At 74.7% G+C, this 17,269-nt stretch carries 18 protein-coding genes and 1 pseudogene; 11 read left to right on the top strand and 8 right to left on the bottom strand.

Going from position 1 to position 17,269, the window contains the following annotated elements:
• Window positions 1–58: 58 nt before the first annotated feature.
• The gene (locus tag AB0O21_RS07690) at window positions 59–463 is read right to left on the bottom strand and encodes a DUF2254 family protein (protein WP_365167494.1); all 405 of its coding nucleotides are present in this window, start codon (window positions 461–463) and stop codon (window positions 59–61) included.
• Window positions 464–1,024: 561 nt separating this feature from the next.
• Between AB0O21_RS07690 and AB0O21_RS07685 the strand changes: the two genes are divergently transcribed.
• From AB0O21_RS07685 to AB0O21_RS07665, 5 genes and pseudogenes are all read left to right on the top strand, one after another.
• Window positions 1,025–3,775: a LuxR C-terminal-related transcriptional regulator gene (locus tag AB0O21_RS07685; protein WP_365167491.1), complete on the top strand. Its 2,751-nt coding sequence runs from the start codon at window positions 1,025–1,027 to the stop codon at window positions 3,773–3,775.
• A 78-nt stretch (window positions 3,776–3,853) separates the two neighbouring features.
• The gene (locus tag AB0O21_RS07680) at window positions 3,854–4,051 is read left to right on the top strand and encodes a hypothetical protein (RefSeq protein WP_365167489.1); all 198 of its coding nucleotides are present in this window, start codon (window positions 3,854–3,856) and stop codon (window positions 4,049–4,051) included.
• Window positions 4,052–4,078: 27 nt separating this feature from the next.
• Window positions 4,079–4,483 carry a hypothetical protein gene (locus tag AB0O21_RS07675; protein ID WP_365167487.1) on the top strand — a complete coding sequence of 135 codons (405 nt, stop codon included), beginning with the start codon at window positions 4,079–4,081 and terminating at the stop codon, window positions 4,481–4,483.
• A gap of 159 nt (window positions 4,484–4,642) precedes the next feature.
• On the top strand, window positions 4,643–5,476 hold the full coding sequence (locus AB0O21_RS07670) for a hypothetical protein (RefSeq protein ID WP_365167777.1): 834 nt from the start codon (window positions 4,643–4,645) through the stop codon (window positions 5,474–5,476).
• Window positions 5,473–5,670, top strand: a pseudogene (locus tag AB0O21_RS07665) (FAD-dependent monooxygenase); the annotation flags it as partial. The gene AB0O21_RS07670 and the pseudogene AB0O21_RS07665, both read left to right, overlap by 4 nt.
• A gap of 200 nt (window positions 5,671–5,870) precedes the next feature.
• On the opposite strand, the gene AB0O21_RS07660 reads toward AB0O21_RS07665, so the two are convergent.
• The 3 genes from AB0O21_RS07660 to AB0O21_RS07650 all read right to left on the bottom strand — a co-directional run bounded on the left by AB0O21_RS07660 (window position 5,871) and on the right by AB0O21_RS07650 (window position 8,104).
• On the bottom strand, window positions 5,871–6,482 hold the full coding sequence (locus AB0O21_RS07660) for a dihydrofolate reductase family protein (RefSeq protein ID WP_365167484.1): 612 nt from the start codon (window positions 6,480–6,482) through the stop codon (window positions 5,871–5,873).
• 111 nt (window positions 6,483–6,593) lie between these two features.
• Window positions 6,594–7,439, bottom strand: coding sequence for a hypothetical protein (locus AB0O21_RS07655; protein ID WP_365167481.1), 846 nt, complete (start codon window positions 7,437–7,439; stop codon window positions 6,594–6,596).
• A 47-nt stretch (window positions 7,440–7,486) separates the two neighbouring features.
• Entirely contained in the window at window positions 7,487–8,104 is a 618-nt protein-coding gene (locus AB0O21_RS07650) for a hypothetical protein (RefSeq protein ID WP_365167479.1), read from the bottom strand.
• Window positions 8,105–8,241: 137 nt separating this feature from the next.
• Between AB0O21_RS07650 and AB0O21_RS07645 the strand changes: the two genes are divergently transcribed.
• Window positions 8,242–8,919, top strand: a complete 678-nt coding sequence (locus tag AB0O21_RS07645) for a response regulator transcription factor (protein ID WP_365167476.1) — start codon at window positions 8,242–8,244, stop codon at window positions 8,917–8,919.
• Between the two features lie 115 nt (window positions 8,920–9,034).
• Window positions 9,035–10,408, top strand: a complete 1,374-nt coding sequence (locus AB0O21_RS07640) for a HAMP domain-containing sensor histidine kinase (protein ID WP_365167757.1) — start codon at window positions 9,035–9,037, stop codon at window positions 10,406–10,408.
• On the opposite strand, the gene AB0O21_RS07635 is transcribed toward AB0O21_RS07640, so the two are convergent.
• A complete protein-coding gene (locus AB0O21_RS07635) occupies window positions 10,335–10,766 on the bottom strand; it encodes a VOC family protein (RefSeq protein ID WP_365167474.1) in 432 nt (143 codons plus the stop codon). The two genes, AB0O21_RS07640 and AB0O21_RS07635, sit on opposite strands and share 74 nt — an antisense overlap.
• Window positions 10,767–10,856: 90 nt before the next feature.
• Complete coding sequence (locus tag AB0O21_RS07630; RefSeq protein ID WP_365167472.1) at window positions 10,857–11,627, bottom strand: MBL fold metallo-hydrolase; 771 nt, start codon at window positions 11,625–11,627, stop codon at window positions 10,857–10,859.
• A gap of 117 nt (window positions 11,628–11,744) precedes the next feature.
• Between AB0O21_RS07630 and AB0O21_RS07625 the strand changes: the two genes are divergently transcribed.
• The 3 genes from AB0O21_RS07625 to AB0O21_RS07615 all read left to right on the top strand — a co-directional run bounded on the left by AB0O21_RS07625 (window position 11,745) and on the right by AB0O21_RS07615 (window position 14,355).
• Entirely contained in the window at window positions 11,745–12,416 is a 672-nt protein-coding gene (locus tag AB0O21_RS07625) for a hypothetical protein (RefSeq protein WP_365167470.1), read from the top strand.
• Between the two features lie 97 nt (window positions 12,417–12,513).
• Window positions 12,514–13,329, top strand: a complete 816-nt coding sequence (locus tag AB0O21_RS07620) for a PP2C family protein-serine/threonine phosphatase (RefSeq protein WP_365167467.1) — start codon at window positions 12,514–12,516, stop codon at window positions 13,327–13,329.
• Between the two features lie 72 nt (window positions 13,330–13,401).
• A complete protein-coding gene (locus tag AB0O21_RS07615; RefSeq protein ID WP_365167464.1) occupies window positions 13,402–14,355 on the top strand; it encodes an MASE1 domain-containing protein in 954 nt (317 codons plus the stop codon).
• A 279-nt stretch (window positions 14,356–14,634) separates the two neighbouring features.
• On the opposite strand, the gene AB0O21_RS07610 is transcribed toward AB0O21_RS07615, so the two are convergent.
• Both AB0O21_RS07610 and AB0O21_RS07605 read right to left on the bottom strand, forming a co-directional pair.
• Window positions 14,635–15,165, bottom strand: coding sequence for a hypothetical protein (locus tag AB0O21_RS07610; protein ID WP_365167462.1), 531 nt, complete (start codon window positions 15,163–15,165; stop codon window positions 14,635–14,637).
• Window positions 15,162–16,250: a helix-turn-helix domain-containing protein gene (locus tag AB0O21_RS07605; protein WP_365167460.1), complete on the bottom strand. Its 1,089-nt coding sequence runs from the start codon at window positions 16,248–16,250 to the stop codon at window positions 15,162–15,164. The genes AB0O21_RS07610 and AB0O21_RS07605 overlap by 4 nt, the downstream gene beginning before the upstream one ends.
• 117 nt (window positions 16,251–16,367) lie before the next feature.
• Here AB0O21_RS07605 and AB0O21_RS07600 point away from each other — a divergent pair, with 117 nt between their 5' ends.
• Window positions 16,368–17,264: an alpha/beta hydrolase gene (locus tag AB0O21_RS07600; protein ID WP_365167457.1), complete on the top strand. Its 897-nt coding sequence runs from the start codon at window positions 16,368–16,370 to the stop codon at window positions 17,262–17,264.
• The last annotated feature ends 5 nt before the right edge of the window (window positions 17,265–17,269 follow it).

Below are 17,269 nucleotides of genomic sequence, written 5' to 3'. Positions count from 1 at the left end.
TTTCTCTTCGCTCGGCATGAGGCGGCGCGGTGCCCCCTCGGCAGCGCGTGTGGCGAGTCTAGGCAGCGAACGCGCCCCGGGGCACGGGAATTTCCGGGGGCACGCACCGCGACCGCGTGTCAGCCCGGTCCCGCGCAGCGGAAGCCGATGTTGCCCGTCGAGGACTCCGGGGTGTTCCCCATCCGGACCGGACCGGTCGGCGGTCCACTCCCAGACGCCGCAGGAAGTCCTCCCAGCCGGGCAGCGGGACCACCAGCCGTACGGCACCTTCCGCGTCGGTGACCTGGCGCGGGCCGGCCCGGGCCCTGACGGACCGGCCGAGCAGGCCTTCGATGCCGTCCAGGGCCTGGACGGCGGTGGCGGGGTCGTTCACGGCGGGGGACAGGGCCCGCAGCGCGATGTCGGCGAGCAGCCGGAAGGTGAGCATCGGGTCCTGGTCGAAGGTCCGCTCGTCCCCGGCCACGAGCCCGTCGAGGACGGCGGAGGCCGCCAGTTCGCCCTCGCATCGGCCAGGGCGGTGCCGTGCCGCAGCAGGGCGCCCGGGACCTCGCGCAGCACGACGACCGCGTCCGCGTCCCGTGCGACGCCGAGCAGCAGTTTCACGTCCACCTGTTGCAGGACGGCCGGGGGGTGCGGCCAGACGACCGTCGAACGCGCGGGCGGCAGCCGCGCCGGGTACGGCTTTCCACGTGCCCCTCGGGGACCAGCTCGTAGGCGACCGCCGCGATCAGGGCTCCCGAGCCGAAGCCCAGGACCAGGCCCGTCGTCCTGGCGACGGCCGGTAGTGAAAGGCCAGCCAGGCACCGATGAGCAGGGAGAACGCCGCGAGGGCGCCCCATCCGGCTGCCGCGAGAGCGTTCATCGGACCTCCCGGACGGCCGTCGGGCCCGCCGCAGGGTTCCGCCCGTGCGGGCCTGAGTGCGTTGCCATGGGACTTCCAGTCTCGAAAGCCGCCGCCGGGCACATCACCCGGAATAGGTGACCCGACTGGTGATCACCACCGAACGCGGCTTCAGTGGAGGGTGTGGGCCGATCACAGGCCGTACCTCCGGCGCAGGGGAGCCGGGCACCGGGCGGCGACCCGATGCTCACGGTCAGGTTCACCGTCCCGGCCGTGCCGAAGCACCTCGTCCACCGGCCCCACCTGCTCAAGCGCCTGACGGCCGGGGTGGAGGGGCCGCTCACCCTCGTCACGGGTCCGGCCGGCTCGGGCAAAACGGTGCTCGCCGCCCACTGGGCCGCCGAGGGGACCGCGCCCGGCCCCCTCGCGTGGCTCACCGTCGAGCCCGGCGACGCTCCCGGCGCGTTCTGGGCGTACCTCCTGGAGGCCCTCCACCGGGGCGGGGCGGCACCGGCCGCCGGGGTGGGCCGGCCGAGCCGCGCCGAAGGGGTGACCCGCTCGTTCCTGGTCCGCCTGGCGGAGGGGCTCGCCGAGTCCCCGCGGCCCGCGGTCCTCGTGCTCGACCAGTTCGACACGGCCGGGGCGCCCGGGATCGCGGAGGGACTGGACTTCGTACTCCGGCACGCCGCCGCGGGCCTGCGCGTCGTCCTCACCAGCCGGACGGACCCGCTGCTGCCCCTGCACCGCTACCGCGCGGCCGGGGAGATCGCGGAGATCCGGTACGCGGACCTCGGATTCGCCGACGAGGACGCCGAGGCCCTGCTGGAGGACCACCGGTTGGAGATCTCGCCGGAGGGGATCCGGCTGCTGATGGAGCGGACCGAGGGCTGGGCGGCTGGAGTGCGGCTGTGCGCCCTCGCGATGCAGAGCAGCCCGGACCCCGAGGCCTTCCTCCGCCAGTTCGCCGCGGACCGCACCACCATCGCCGACTACCTCCTGCGCGAGGTGCTCGACGCCCAGCCGGAGCCCGTACAGGACCTGCTGCTGCGCGCCAGCGTCACCGACCGGATCCATCCGGCGCTCGCCGACGCGCTGACCGGCCGGGACGACGCCGCCCGGACACTGGCCGACCTGGCCCGCGACCACACGTTCCTCGAACGGGTCGACGCCTCGGACTGGTACCGGCCGCACCCCCTCTTCGCCGAAGTCCTCCGCGCACACCTGCGGCAGCGCCGGCCCGGCCTCGAACCCCGGCTGCGCGGGCGGGCGGCGCGCTGGCTCGCCCGGACCGGGCGGCTCACGGAGGCGGTGGCGCAGGCCGCCGCGGCGGGTGACTGGCCGTTCGCGGCCGGGCTCCTCGTCGACGGCCTGGCGCTCGGCCGCCTCTTCACCGGCCTGGAGGCGGACCGCCTCGGGCGGGCCTTCGCCGCGATGCCGGCCGGTACGCCGGGCGCGGCTCCCGCACTGGTCGGCGCGGCCTGCCGGCTCGCGGAGCAGGACCTGCCCGGGTGCGAGGCCGGGCTGCGGCGGGCGGACTCGTACATCGGCCCCGCCACCGCCGCCGCCACCGCGTCCGGCCCGGCGGTCAGGCTCGGCCGCGCCTTCGTCGGCGTGCTCGCGGGGCGGCTGGCCGGTGACCCGGCGGCCACCGAACGGGCGGCGGCCGACGCCGACCGCCTGCTGCGCGAGGTCCCCGGACAGCTGCTCGCCGAGCGCCGTGAGATCAAGGCCCTGGTGCTGGCGGCGCTCGGCGCGGCCGAGCTCGGTGCGGGACGCCTCGACCGCGCCGAGTCCGCCCTCACCGCAGCCGTCGAGGCGTGCGGGGCGCCGGGGGCGGCGGGCAACTCGGCGACCGCGGGGTCTCCGGAGACTCAGGGGACTCCGGAGACGGCGTACCCGCTCTGCGACGCGCTCGGCTCGCTGGCCCTCGTCGAGCTGAAGGGCGGCCGGCTGCGGCAGGCCGCCGGGCACGCGCGCGCGGCGCTGGCCGCCGCAGAGGACTCGGCGCTCCCGCCCGAGCGCCGGCCCGGCGTGGCCCACCTGGTCCTCGCGGGCGTGGCCGCCGAGCACGACGACCTGGCGGCCGCCCGGCGCCACCTGGACCGGGCCACGAGCGGTGCGGGGCCCCGACCGGAGCCCGCGGCCGCGGTCGGGGCCGCCGTCATCGGCGCCCGGATCGCGGCGGCCGAGGGCGACGGGCGGGCCGCGATCGCCGCCCTCCACGCGGTGGCGGCCGCCGGGGTCCCGAAGCCGTCGCAGGCGTGGGCGCAGGCCGAGCTGGCCGTGGCCGAGTCGGCCGTGCACCTGGCCCACGGTGACGCTGCGGCTGCCCTCGAGGCCCTGGACCGCGTGGACGGGACGGCCCGCGACCGGCTGCCGGAGCACGCGGTGGCCCGCGCCCGGGCCCTCCTCGCCGCCGGACGCGGCGACCACGCCCGGGAGGTACTCGCCGCCCTGCCCGCCGACGACCACGTCCCCGTGCCGGTACGGGCCCGGGCGTGCCTGCTCCTGGCGGAGGCGGCCGCGGCGGACGGCGCGGCCGCGGAGGCGCACCGCAGGCTGGCCGAATCGCTCGGCATCGCCCGGGCCGAGGAGCTGCGGCGGATGTTCTCCGAGAGCGGTCCCTGGGTACGCCGGACCCTGCGCCGGGACCCGGCACTGGCCCGCCTCCACGGCTGGCTGCTCTCCCGCGCCCCCGCGCGGGCGCACGCCCCGCCGGCGGCCGGGCCGCCACCCGTACTGGAGCCGCTGAGCCCGAGGGAGACCGAGGTGCTGCGCAAGGCCGCAGAGCTGCTGTCCACGGAGGAGATCGCGGCCGAGCTGTACGTATCGGCCAACACCGTCAAGACCCACCTGAAGAGCATCTACCGCAAGCTCTCCGTCACCCGGCGCAGCGAGGCCGTCCACCGGGCCCAGGACCTCGGGATCCTGTGAGCCGGGGCTCCTCCCCGGCAGCGGCATCCCCCGTACCGGGCGATGCCGCGAGCCCGGGCGAGGGCCGACGATGAGCCCATGCGCTACGAATTCCGCATCTCGGGCGTCGTGCCGGACGCACTCGCCGCCGAATTCCCCGAGCTCGCCAGGATCCCCGTACGGGAACAGACGCTCCTCCACGGAACCGTCACGGACGAGGCACACCTGTACGGGCTCCTCACGCGCTTCCAGTCGCTGGGGCTGCGGGTGCTCGAAATGCGCCGGCTGCCCGCCTGACGTCGAACCAACTGTGAGGTGATTTCCATGGCTCAGCCGACACCGGCCGCGGGGTACGGGAAGACGAGCGGGGGCACGGTGTTCGCCGCGGTCCTCCTCCTGGTCACCGGAATCCTCGCGATCTTCCAGGCCATCGCGGCCATCGCGAAGGACGACGTGTACGCGCGCATCGGCAGCTATGTCTTCGAATTCGACCTGACGACGTGGGGCTGGATCCACCTCGTCATCGGAGTCATCGTCGCCCTCACCGGAGTGGGGCTGTTCGCCGGTTCGGAGCTGGCCAGGGGCGCGGGCATCGCGATCGCGGGCCTCAGCGTGATCGTCAACTTCATGTGGCTGCCGTACCAGCCCTGGTGGTCGATCATCATCATCGCGATCGACGTGTTCATCATCTGGTCCCTGTGCACGAGGTGGACGCCGACGGCCGATTGACGCCTCCGATCGGCAACCCGATCGACGACCTCCCCCGTTCGGACCGTCGATTCCCGGCCCGATACACCCGTGAGGACGCCATACTCGGCCAACCCTCGCGCTCCCCGCCCCCGTCCGGACAGCATCGGCATCAGCATCGGGACGACGGAAGGAGCGGGGATGCGGGGCGGTTCGGTCGCAGTGGTCGGCGGGAGCATCGCGGGCTGTGCGTTCGCGTCGGCGGCCGCGCGGGCAGGCGCGGAGCAGGTGGTGGTCTACGAACGCACCCGCGGCCGGATGGCCGACCGGGGAGTGGGTCTGTGCGTCCACGACGACTGGGCCGCCGAACTCACCGCCGCGGGCACCCTGCCCGCGGGAGTCCCCACGCACCGGCTCACCCGGCGCCGGTGGGTGGTACGGGACGCCGCGGAGCCGGCCGGGAAGCCGTTCTGGGAGCAGCCGTTCCCCTTCCACTCCTACCACTGGGGCCTGTTGTGGAGCGGGCTGCGGGAGGCGACGCCCGCCTCGGTGGTCTACCGGCAGGGCGTCACGGTGGCCGGCGTGACCGGGGGCGGTGCCGGGGCCGAGGTGGCGCTGGCGCCGGCGGACGGGGGAGCGGGGGCGGCCGAACGCCACGACCTCGTCGTCGGCGCCGACGGCTACCGCTCGGTGGTCCGCGACGCCGTCTGCCCCGGATCCCGGCCGCACTACGCCGGATACGTCTGCTGGCGCGGAAACTTCGACGCCCGGCTGCTGGAGCGGCTCGGCGCGGACGTCTGGCCCTCCGACGCCGTGACCACCGTGTGCTTCCCCGGCGGGAGCTGCGTCGTCTACCGCATCCCCGGACCGGACGGCACCCGCGTGAACTGGGTCCTGTACGCCGTTCCCCCGCGGGGCACCCTGCGCCTCGACGACCCCACGAGCTTCCCGCCGGGACACCTGACGGCGGAGCTGGCGACCGGCCTCGCCGAGTTGCTCGACCGGGAGTTCCCCCCCCGTACTGGGCCCGCCTGATCGCGCTGACCCCGCCGGAGGACACCTTCGTCCAGCCGATCTACGACCTGGAGAGCGCCCGTACCACCGCCGGGCGTGTCCTGCTGGCCGGTGACGCCGCCACGGTCGTACGACCGCACAACACCAGCGGGGCGGCCAAGGCCCTGCAGGACGCCGCCGTCTTCGCCTCCGCCTGGCGCGCCGCCGGGTCCTGGGAGGACCTGCTGGACGTCTACCAGACCGCGCGGGGCGCGGCCGGGCGGGAACTGGTCGCCCTGGCCCGCCGCCTCGGCCGCGCCCAGGTGGAGCAGACCCCCGACTGGACCGCGATGGGCCGGCGCGAGGCCGAATCCTGGTGGCAGGGCCAGCTCGCGGGCGCCCCGGGCATCGGTGGCCAGGCCATGCCCTCCGGCGGCTAGTGCTGCGGCAGGTGGGTCTTGGCGTCGTCGTAGGTTCCGTGTCCGGACGAGGTGACGGGGGAGTAGAACAGGTTCAGCACGCCCGTCGCGAAGGCCTCGCAGGAGAGCAGTTCCAACGGCGCCGGGGCATCGCCCTCCTCGAAGAGCCGCAGGCCCTTGCGGACGGCGATGGGGTGCACCAGCAGGTTCAGCTCGTCCAGCAGTCCCGCGGCCAGCAGTTGACGCACGACGGAGACCGAGCCGCTGATCCAGACGGTACCGGTGCCCGGTTCGTTCTTCAGGGCCGTGACCGGCGCGACGAGATCGCCCCCGACACGCTCGGAGTTGCGCCAGCCGGATTCGAGCGGCCGGTTCGACACGACGATCTTGCGGGCGTCTCCGAGCAGCTTCGCGAAGGGGGCGTCCTCGCCGCCGGCCGCCTCCCGTCCGGGCCAGGCCCCGGCGAAGCTGTCGTAGGTCCGGCGGCCGAGGAGCAGGGTGTCGGCCGTGCCGAGGGTGGCGTCGACGGCCGCCCCCATCTCGTCGTTGAAATAGGGGAAGTGCCATTGGTCGGGCGCCTCCACGACGCCGTCGAGGGAGATGAAAAACTGCGCCGCGATCTTCCGCATGCCGGCCCGTCCTCCACAGAAGCCGTCCTGTTCTGACGCTCCCAGTAGACGCCGCCGCCGACCGAACCGGTCGGCGGCGCGTCCGGACGCCCGGTCGGCGGCGCCGCCCGGTCAGCCGATCGGCTGCCGGGCCTCCGCACGTACCTTGAGGGTGGTCTCGGCCATCTTCGGGAGGTCGACGGACCGGGGGGCCTGCTGTGAGGTCTCCGGCGTGACGACGGCGACCGAGGCTCCCGTGTTCCCGTCCGCCCAGGCACACATCGGCAGGGTGACCGTGGCACCTTCCTGCTTCGAGGTCAGCACCTGGCACGAAACGGTGATGTCGGAGCCGTTGGGGGTGATGTCCCGGGCGGGGACCGCGACGGTCGCGCCGTCGGCGTCCGCGGCACCCTTGAGCATCTTCCTGCGGGCGCCCTCGGGATCCTTGAACTGGCCGTACATCCCCGAGAAGACGAGCACGCCAGGCGCCTTCGAAGAGGCCGAGGTGTACTGGCCGACCGCCGGCTCGGGGTTGCGGATCTTCGAGTCGTAGGTGTTCTTGAGCGCCTTCTTGCCCTCGGTCTGCGACAGGTCCTGGGCCAGCTCGTACCGGCCGTCGAGGAGGGTCTTGGGCACCGTCAGTTTGTATTCGGCCGCGGGGAAGCCGGCACCGCTCGCCACGGCTCCCGCCTCCGAGAGCCGGTTCACCGCGAAGCCGAGGACGCCGAGCCCGACCAGCGAGCCCACGACGATCCAGACCACCATGCCGGTCCGGCTCTTGCGCGGCGGCGGTCCCATCGGCGGCTGCCCCCACGCGCCTTGGCCGGAGTAGGGCTGCTGCGGATACGGCTGGTGCTGCTGGGGGAACGGCTGCGGCGGGTACTGCTGCTGCGGGTACTGCGGTGCGCCGTACGGATTCGGGTGCTGCGCGGGCCCGTACGGGCCGGGGGGCTGCTGGGGCGGCGGGGGCATGCTCATGGCTGCACGCTACTTCAGCCGGGCGCGCGGCCGCCGCCCCGGCCCGCTCACCTCCCCGACAGCGCCACGTTGCCCGTGACCGCGCCGTCCGTGCCGGACACCGTGACGGCGTGCCGGACGCCGTCCGGACCGAGCACCACCGCCAGCCACGCGCTGCCGCCGCCCTCCTGGCCGACCACCCGCAGGCTCTCGACCTTGCCGCCGGCCACCGCGGCGGCGGCCTTCTCCGCCGCCTCGCCGATGGCAAGCGACGGGATCGGCGCGGGCGCCGCGCCGCGGGGCAGGCCCGGGCCGTCACCACCGCGTGCCCCGGGCCCGCCGGGCAGCGCCTCGCGGTGCTTGCCCATGCCCTCGGGACCGGCCTTGCCCATGCCCTCGGGCCCCGCCTTGTGCAGGCCCCCGGGACCGCCCTCGCGCACCTCGAACCGGACCGGACGGCCATCGCCGTGGTGGTCGGACACGGCGGCCGCGGTCACGGCCGCCGCCCCGGCCCCCACGAGCACCACGGCCGCGCCGACCGCCGCCCAGCGGGCACCCCGGCTCCGCGGAACCAGGCGTCCGAGGCGGTCGGGCTTCGCCGGCGGGGCGGACGGCTGCTCGGACTGCTCCGGCTGCTGCTCCGGCTGCTGCTCGGGCTGCTGCGGCGGGGGGAAAGACTCAGGCATACGGGTACTCCTCAGGACCACCGGGCACCCCGCCCGGCTGTTCGCCCAGAGCATGCGAGAGGGAACCTGAAGCCCACCTGAAGCCGCCTGAAGACCCCTTCAGCCGGGCGGCCGGGCGGCCTGAGACCCTGGGCGCCATGCGCGTACTGGTGGTGGAAGACGAACGGCGGCTCGCCGTGGCCCTGCAGCGGGGGCTGCAAGCCGAGGGGTTCACGGTGGACCTGGCCCACGACGGCCCGCAAGGGCTGTGGATGGCCACCGAGCACGACTACGACGTCATCGTGCTCGACATCATGCTGCCCGGCCTCAACGGCTACCGGGTCTGCGCCCGGTTGCGCGCGGCCGGCAACGAATCGGGCATCCTCATGCTCACCGCCAAGGACGGCGAGTACGACGAGGCGGAGGCCCTGGACACCGGCGCCGACGACTTCCTCTCGAAGCCGTTCTCCTACCTCGTCCTCGTCGCCCGCCTGCGCGCGCTGGGCCGGCGCACCGGCCGCCGGAGCCCGCAGACCATGCGCTTCGGCGACCTGCTGCTCGACCCCGCCCGGCACCTCTGCTCCCGCGGCGACACCCAGATCCGGCTGACGGCCAGGGAGTTCGCCGTGCTGGAGTACCTCGCCCGGCGGCCCGGCGAGGTGATACCCAAGCGGGAAATACTCGAACAGGTCTGGGACAGCGCCTTCGACGGCGATCCCAATGTCGTCGAGGTGCACATCAGCGCCGTGCGCCGCAAGATCGACGCCCCCTTCGGCCGGGCCGCACTGGAGACCGTACGGGGCGCCGGCTACCGGCTGGCGGCCGACGGTGGCTGAACCCGCGGCCCCGCGCCGCCCCTTCCGCCGTCTCCGCCGTCTCGGCCATACGCTCCGAGTCCGACGCCCGTGGCCCACGACCGTCCGGGGCCGGGCCACCGCGGGCGCCGTCGCCGTGGTCGCGGCCGCCCTGACCCTGGCCTCGTACGCCCTCCTCGGGCTGCTCGAATCCAACCTGCTCCGGGGCGCCGAGGCGGACGCGCTGCGGCAGGCCCAGACCGTCGCCCGGCTCGCCGCCGCCGGGAACCTGGAGCGCGTGCGGCCGCTCGTCCACGGCGTGGACTTCGTCCAGGTCGTCGACGCCGACGGCCGGGTCCTGCTGGCCACCCCCAACCTGGCCGGCGTACCGCCGATCCACCCCGCCGAACCCCTGCCGTCCGGCCGCCGCGTCCACACCTGGAAGGTCCGCCCGCTCGGCGACGAGCACCGCCAGCGGGTCGTCCAGGTCACCGCGCAGACCCCGGACGGCATCCTCACCGTCTACGCCGGTACCTCCCTGCGCGACGTGGACGCGGCCGACGACATCACCACGGCCGCCCTCGCGTTCGGCGTGCCGCTGCTCCTGGCCACGGTGGCCCTCGTCACCTGGCGGGTCACCGGGCGCGCCCTCGAACCCGTCGAGGCGATCCGCGCCGAGGTGGCCGCCATCACCGACCGCGACCTGCACCGCCGCGTCCCGGTACCGGCCACCCGCGACGAGGTGGCCCGGCTCGCGCAGACCATGAACACCACCCTGGACCGGCTGGAGGCCTCCGGCGCCCGCCAGCGCCAGTTCATCGCGGACGCCTCGCACGAACTGCGCAGCCCCATCACCGTGCTGCGGACCCAGCTGGAAGTGGCCCTCGCGGTCCGGGACCCGCAGCTGTTGCCCGAGCTGATCGGCGGGGCTCTCCAGGACATCGAGCGCCTCCAGCAGCTCGCCGCCGACCTGCTCCTGCTCGCCCGCATCGACGCGGCCCAGCCCGTGGCGGCCGTCCCGCTGGACCTGACCGCGCTCGTCGGGGCAGCCGTCGAGGCGCGCGTCGGCGACCGCGTCCCCGTACGGGCGCCCCAGGCTCCGCCGCTCGTGGTGAGCGGCAGTGAACTGTGGCTCACCCGCGTGGTCACCAACCTCCTCGACAACGCCCAGCGCTTCGCGGACCGGGAGGTCCGGCTCGTCCTGCGCGCCGCCCACGGCACCGCGGTGCTGGAGGTCACCGACGACGGCCCCGGCATACCCCCGGAGGACCGGGAGCGGGTCTTCGAGCGGTTCACCCGCCTCGACGACGCCCGCAGCCGCGACCACGGCGGCGCGGGCCTGGGCCTCGCCATCGCCCGCGACCTGACCGCCCACCACGGGGGCACGCTCACCGCCGAGGACTCCCCGGGCGGGGCCCGCATGGTCGTCCGCCTGCCGCTGGCGCCGACGGGGGCACTCAGCGCTCCGACAGCTCCGACGGGGCCTCCTGCACGATCCAGCCGTTCCCGTCCGGATCCTGGAACGTCATGAACGAGTTCCAGGTGTCGCCCTTCCCGTCCTCCCAGCCCGCAGGGCCGAGGTGCCGGACGGGCGACACGTCCACGCCCCGGTCCACCAGCTCGGCACGGGCCGCCTCGATGTCCGTGACACAGAGCTGGAGGCCCTGCAGGGACCCCGGCTCCGCCCGCTTCGCCCCGGGCGCCGGCGGCAGGCCCGATTCCAGGGCGATGGAACAGCGTGAGCCGGTCGGGGTCAGCTGGAGGATGCGCACCCCGGGAGGCACCTCGTCGTCGAGGTCGACCCCGAAGCCCACTTTGCCGGCGTAGAACTCCTTCGCCCGGTCCAGGTCGGTGACGGGCACCAGGACCACTTCGAGTGTCCAGTTCACGGAGAGCCTCCTCACGGGTGCCGGCGGGTCCGGCGGTTCCCACCGTCGCCCACGAGGCCCGCCCCGCGCACGCCGAAACGCCAATGACCGCTAGCGGATGACGAACACCGCGCCGGGCGCGGCGTACTCCACGGGCCCCTCGTAGCGCCCGGCTGCGCGGGTCACCGCCTGCTCCGGCGTGAGGAAGGGCCCGACGTGCGTGACGACCAGCCGTCCGGCCCGGGCCGCGCTCGCCGTGTCACCGGCGTCCTCGGGCGTGTGGTGCACCGGCTCGCCGCCGGCCGGCGCCTCGGCGCTGTCGGCCTCGCACAGCAGCAGGTCGCACTCCTCGGCCAGCGCCGTCAGCGCGGCGCACGGGGCGGTGTCCCCCGAGTACACCAGGGACGCGCCCGCGCTCTCGATCCGTGCGGCGAATGCGGGGATGCCGTGCGCCACCGACCGGCTGGTCAGCGTGAGCGAACCGACGCGCGCGCGGTGTCCGTCGTACAGCTCGTGGACGGCGAACGCGGACTCGACCGGGCTGCGGGACGCCGTGTTGGTCAGGAAGTCCGCCAGCCGGTCGGCGATGCCCGGCGGCCCGTACAGCGGGATCGGCGCGGCGAGCCGCACGTCCGCGAAGAGCGCGCCGTAGTACGCGGTGAGCAGGTCCGCGGTGTGGTCCGCGTGCAGGTGCGAGATCCATATCGCGTCCAGCTCGTCGAGCCGCACGTGCCGCCGCAGCTGCGCCAGGGTCCCGGTGCCCGCGTCCACCCACACCCGGGTGCCGCCGCCGGACACCAGGTAACCGGAGCAGGCGTTGTCCACGTCGGGGTAGGGCGTCGCGGAACCCAGGACGGTCAGACGGAGAAGATCGCTGGTCATCGGGGGAGTCTACGAAGGGCGCGCTCCACTCGGAACGACGAGTCCCAACGGGTCACGACCGCGAACCCCGCGGCCCCGCCGGGCCCCCGCCCGCCATCGCCGGCGATAGCGTGAAGGATGCCTGTTCTGCTCGTGCTCCTCGCGGCAGGCGGTTGCCTGCTCGTTCTCGGGGCCCTGGTCCTGCTCCGGTTCCCCGACCGTCCGGGCGGCAACGTAGAGGTGGAGTTCGGCGGGCAGACGGTGCGCATCAGTTCCCTCGGCGCGGGACTCCCCCTCATCGCCATCGGCGCCGCCCTGCTGGCCCTCGCCTTCCTCAAGCCGCAGCCGAGCGGCTCCACCCCGCCCGCCACCTCTCGTCCGGCCACCTCCGCGGGGCCCACCACCTGCCACGGGAGGCTCCTCTCGGACATTCCCGAGGACCGCCGCAGGACCCTGGAAGCCGGTGCCCGTGCTCAGCCCCTCCTCCGCACCGACCAGTCGAAGACCGGGGACTTCGTTATCACGCTCAGTGACGGGGGGAGCGCGGTCGGAGCGGTCCGCATGCGGTTCCTCCCGTCCGGCCAGATCTTCCAGGTGGTCTCCGTGACGGACGCCCGGTGCGCGCCCGTCGAGGACTTCGTCAACGAGATCCGTCCGGCCGGCGACAAGCGCGTCCTCCAGAACTGGGACACCCTCCGCATCCGCCTGGCCGACCGGACCTACACCCTCAGACCCGGATCCTCGAACGGCGCCGTCAGCGCGGACTTCGAGCGCGACACCGGCGAGGACCCGTCCGCTCCGACCGGATGAGACGCGCGCGCCGGGCGGACCGGAAATACGATGAGGGCGGGCTTTTCGCACGGCGGAAGCAGAGACGAATGGATGCACCTGCACCTCGGAGCGGTCCGTGACCCCGCGGCGCGCCCCGCGGGTGACCAGCGCCGAGCTGCTGACCACCCTGAGGCGGCTCGCCGCCCAGACCCGGGAAGGGGTGGAGCTCCAGCAGGCTCGGGTGGAGCTGGCCGTGGCCCTCCAGCGCGAGCTGCTGCCCGCCTCGCTGCCCGGCCTGCCGGGGCTGCGGAGCGCGGCCCGGTACGCGCCCGCCCGGGACGGCCTGGACATAGGCGGCGACTGGTACGACGGCTTCCGGCTGCCCGAGGGCGCCCTCGCCTTCTCCATCGGCGACGTACAGGGCCACGACGTCGAGGCGGCCGCCTTCATGGGGCAGGTCCGCATCGGGCTGCGCGCCGTGGCGTCCGTGGTCGACGATCCCGGCGAGGTGCTGACCAGGGCAAACGAGGTGCTGCTCTCCATGCAACGGGAGCTCTTCGCCACCTGCACGCTGCTCCGCTTCGATCCGGAGACCTGGGAGATCGAAAGCGCCCGGGCGGGGCACGTCCCCGCCGTCTGGGCCACCGTCGACGGCCGCTACGGCATCGCCGAGGACGCCGGCGGTCTGCCCCTCGGCATGCTGCCCGGCGGCGGCTACGCGGTGACCAGGCGCCGGCTCGCCACGGCCGGATCGATCGTCCTGCTCACCGACGGCGTGGTCGAAGGGCCGGCGTTCCCGATCGACGTCGGGCTGCAGCGGGTGGTCAGCGTCGTGCGGGACGGGGCGGGCACCGATCCCGACGAGCTCGCCGCCGAGGTGATGAAGGTGGCCGACTCCACCGGCCACGCCGATGACGCGGCCGTGCTCGTCCTCAGCCACGACGAGCCGTGACGCGGAGGGCGCCCCCGACCCCGATAGCGCGTGTCACGATCCGCCGGGACCCGGGGACTGTTGTCTGATGCTGTGGTGCGCACCGAGCGATGGCGACGTTTCCCCGCGGTCCTCCTGCCGATCCTCGCCCTCGCCGTGGCCTACTACGCGAGCGGCCGGCTCGGCCTGCGCCACCGTGTGGTCGTCGAGGACGCGGTGGTCACGCCCCTGTGGCCGCCCACCGGCATCGCCGTGGCCGGCCTGCTCTGGCTCGGCCTCCGGCTCTGGCCGGGGATCGCGCTGGGCACGTACTTCGCCATCGAGCGGATCAGCAGCTTCGACCTGCCCGGCCTGGGCATCGTGGCCGGGAACACCCTCGCTCCCGTGTGCGCGTGCCTGCTGCTGCGCTGGGCCGGCTTCCGCGTCGAGCTGGACCGGCTGCGGGACGGGCTGGCCCTGGTCTTCCTGGGCGGCCTCCTGCCGATGCTGATCAGCGCGAGTGCCGGAACCTTGACCCTGGTGCTCACCGGGGACCTGCCGCTCGCCCAGTTCTGGCCGACCTGGTCGGCCTGGTGGGCGGGAGACACGATGGGGGTGCTGATCGTGACCCCGCTGCTGCTCGTCCTGCCCACCGTCAGGCTGCCCGAGGACGCCTACCGGGCCGCCGAGGCGGTGGGGCTGCTGGCCGGCGCCGGTGTCGTCACCTACGTGGCCACCCGCAGTTCCCTCTCCCTGCTGTTCCTCGTGTTCCCGCTGCTCATCTGGGCGGCGGTACGGTTCCAGCTGGCCGGGAGCGCGCCGTGCGCCCTGCTCGTGTCCGTCCTGGCGATCTCGGCGGCGATCGACCGCGAGGGGCCGTTCGCGGGCCACACCCTCTTCGAGATCATGGTCAACCTCCAGGCCCTCAACGGGGCCGCGGCGCTGACCGGGCTGCTTCTGTCGGCGCTCGTCACCGAGCAGAACAACATCCGCCTGAAGATCGAACAGGTCTGCGAGGACCTCGCCGAACTGGTCGACCACCTCTCTCCGGGGCGGCCGGACCGGTGAGGCCCGGCCCGTGCGACGGCCGCCCGCGCGGCCCGCTCGGCGGCGGACGACGCCCGTTCGGGCCACCGAGCACGGCCGCCTCACCGAACCGGGTAGAGGTGCTGTCCGCCCTCGACGTACTCGTCCGGGCTGGGAAACGACGTGGTCGACCGCCTCGACGGGTCGCGCGGGAGACCGGCCGGAGCATCGGCGCGATCGGCCGGACCCCGTCGCCGGAACAGGCGGCCCGCCTCGACCCACCGCCGACCGGAGCCGCACGCGACCGGTAGCCGCGCGGACTCAGCCCGCCCGCTCGGGCCCGTCCACGTTCCAGCGCGCCGGCAGTGCCCCACCGCAGAAGACGCAGACGTAGTCCTCGTCCCGCACGATGCCGACCTCCCCGCAGGCGGGACAGCGCCGGAACACCACCGCGTGGGTGAAGCCGGACGGGCGCTCGATGCCGGCCGCGTCCAGCGCCTCCGCGACGGCCGCCCACGAGCCGACGTCCGGGCAGTACCCGGTCGACTGGTTGCTGACCTCGGCGACCGACCACTGCCCGGACTCCCGGCGGAAACGCATCTCCCCGGCGGCCAGCACCGTTCCTCCGTCGGCGCACGCCACGTGCTCGCTCCGGCGCGCCGCGAGCCGCAGCACACCCGCCGGGTCCACGACGAAGGTGAAGGGCTCGGCCAGGTCCCCCCTCGCCTGCTCCGAAACCCAGCCGTCCAAGTCCGCGGCCGAGCGGATGCTCCGCCCCGCGGCCCCGGGCCGGACGAGCCGCCGCAGCTCCGCCGGGCCCACGTACCGGTAGTTCCGCCCCGGTGCGGTCACGTCGGCCGGCGGTCGTCGAGCAGCCGCCACGCGGTGAGGGCGAGTCCGGCCCGGACCAGCCCGGCAGGTTCGGTGAGTTCGATGCCCAGCGCCTTCGCGATCAGTTCGAGCCGGCGGGCGACGCTGCTGTGGTGCAGGTGCAGCAGGTCGGCCGCGCGGCGCAGGGAGCCGGTGGCGCAGTAGGCGTCCAGGGTCTCCAGGTCCTCCCGGTTGGCGGCGATCCGGGCTACGGCGGCCACGTCGGCGTTGTCGCGGGAGGCGTCCTGGGGGATCTCGGCCAGCAGCGCCAGGGCCCCCAGGCCCTCGAAGTCCACGACCGGTCGGCGCGGGGTGGTGAAGCGCAGCGCGGTGCGGGCCTCCCGCCAGGAGCGGTCGGGGCTTTCGGCGGCCCCGATGCCCGCGCGCACGCCCGCCGGGAACCGGTCCCGGTCCACCGTCGTCGCCAGGATGACGCCCACGTCGGCGAGCAGCGCCGCCTTCACGGGGCGGGCCGGGCAGACCAGGCCGCCGACCTGGTCGAGCGGGACCTGAGTCCGTACGGCGACCACGCGGACCGGCAGGTCGGCGGCGAAACCCAGGAGCCGTAGCGCCCGGGCCCGGCCCGCCTCGTCCGTGTCCGGGCTGATCACCAGCTCGACGAGGGCCGGGTCGGCCATGGTCGTGCGGGCCGGACCGTACCGCTCGGCGACCGCCGCGGCCGCGAGCGCGAACCGCTCCAGCAGCGCCTCGTCGAGCGGGCCGGGCGGGCCGGGGCGCTCCAGCCACACCGTGCCGATCTCCTCGTCGTCGAGGACGATCGCCACCGTGGCGGACGCGGACGCGGACGCGGACGCGGAAGCGGACAAGGGCGCGGGCGCGGGCGCGGTGGGGGCGGCCGCTTCTCTGCCGTCGGGCGCCACGCGGATCACCCGCCCCGTGCCGTGCAGCCGGATCCCGGCCACGCACTCGGCCAGACCCGCCGAGGCCCGGGTGAGCGCCGCCAGATCGACCCGACGGCGCATCAACGTGTCGTAGAACGCGACGACTCGGATCACGCCGTCGACGTACGGATCCAGTCCAGACAGCCGTACGGCCAGTGCCTCCATGCCAGGAGGATAGGGCCCCGGGACACGGAGCGGGCGCGCCGATCGGTGCGCGATCGGGCCGGGACGCGCGACGGATGGCGGGTGCCTCCCGGGCGGACGGCCCCGAGGATGGTCGTCATGGATCCCGAACTCGAAGCATTCGTCCCGCTGCTCCCCGCGGAAGACCTGAGCGACCCGCTCAGGGTGCGCAAGCACTACGCCGAACTCGCCGCCGCGAGGCCGGCGCCCGACACCACCGGCCTGGAGGTCGAGGACCGCACCGTGCCCGGCGATCCCGGCGTGCCGGTGCGGATCTACCGCCCGCGGCAGGCCCGCGGGGCCATCGTCTGGCTGCACGGCGGGGGACGGGTCTCGGGCGACCTGGACACCGAACACCCGTGGGCCGCCGGAATGGCGCGGCTCTCCGGGGCGGTGGTGGTCTCGGTGGACTACCGGCTGGCGCCCGAGCACCGGTTCCCGGCCGCCCTGGACGACGCCTACGCCGTGCTGGACTGGACGGCGGAGCACGCCGCCGAGCTCGGCATAGACCGGGAGCGGATCGCGGTCGGCGGGCACAGCGCAGGCGCGAACCTCGCGGCCGCGGTGGCGTTGCGGGCCCGCGACGAGCAGGGCCCGCCGATCCGCTTCCAGCTGCTCAACGAGGCCTCGCTGGACGACCGGCAGGAGACGTGGTCGCAGCGGAACTTCACCGACACGCCCTGGGCGACCCGCGAGAACGTCGGCGCTTCGTGGCGGCACTACCTCGGCTCGCAGCCCGCCACTGCGTACGCCGCCCCGGCCCGCGCCACCGACCTGTCCGGCCTGCCGCCCGCCCACATCGCCACCGCGGAGTTCGACCCGAACCGCGACGAGGCCATCGACTACGCGCTGCGCCTGTTGCGGTCGGGCGTCTCCGTCGAACTGCACCAGTGGGCCGGCACGTTCCACGGCTCGCAGGCGATCACCTCCGCCGAGGTGTCACAGCGTCAGATCGCCGCACTGGGCGCCGCCGTGCGCCGCGCCGTGACCGACTGAGCCGG

The sequence above is a fragment of the Streptomyces sp. NPDC091371 genome (genome assembly GCF_040684275.1).
Classification (GTDB): domain Bacteria; phylum Actinomycetota; class Actinomycetes; order Streptomycetales; family Streptomycetaceae; genus Streptomyces.
This window is presented reverse-complemented; position numbering and strand designations above follow the sequence as displayed.

Coding starts and splice junctions, on each gene's coding strand:
- AB0O21_RS07680 (WP_365167489.1), top strand. CDS start 3,854: ATGCGCTACGAATTCCGCATCTCGGGCGTCGTGCCGGACGCACTCGCC.
- AB0O21_RS07675 (WP_365167487.1), top strand. CDS start 4,079: ATGGCTCAGCCGACACCGGCCGCGGGGTACGGGAAGACGAGCGGGGGC.
- AB0O21_RS07670 (WP_365167777.1), top strand. CDS start 4,643: ATGCGGGGCGGTTCGGTCGCAGTGGTCGGCGGGAGCATCGCGGGCTGT.
- AB0O21_RS07660 (WP_365167484.1), bottom strand. CDS start 6,482: ATGCGGAAGATCGCGGCGCAGTTTTTCATCTCCCTCGACGGCGTCGTG.
- AB0O21_RS07655 (WP_365167481.1), bottom strand. CDS start 7,439: ATGAGCATGCCCCCGCCGCCCCAGCAGCCCCCCGGCCCGTACGGGCCC.
- AB0O21_RS07650 (WP_365167479.1), bottom strand. CDS start 8,104: ATGCCTGAGTCTTTCCCCCCGCCGCAGCAGCCCGAGCAGCAGCCGGAG.
- AB0O21_RS07645 (WP_365167476.1), top strand. CDS start 8,242: ATGCGCGTACTGGTGGTGGAAGACGAACGGCGGCTCGCCGTGGCCCTG.
- AB0O21_RS07630 (WP_365167472.1), bottom strand. CDS start 11,627: ATGACCAGCGATCTTCTCCGTCTGACCGTCCTGGGTTCCGCGACGCCC.
- AB0O21_RS07625 (WP_365167470.1), top strand. CDS start 11,745: ATGCCTGTTCTGCTCGTGCTCCTCGCGGCAGGCGGTTGCCTGCTCGTT.
- AB0O21_RS07605 (WP_365167460.1), bottom strand. CDS start 16,250: ATGGAGGCACTGGCCGTACGGCTGTCTGGACTGGATCCGTACGTCGAC.
- AB0O21_RS07600 (WP_365167457.1), top strand. CDS start 16,368: ATGGATCCCGAACTCGAAGCATTCGTCCCGCTGCTCCCCGCGGAAGAC.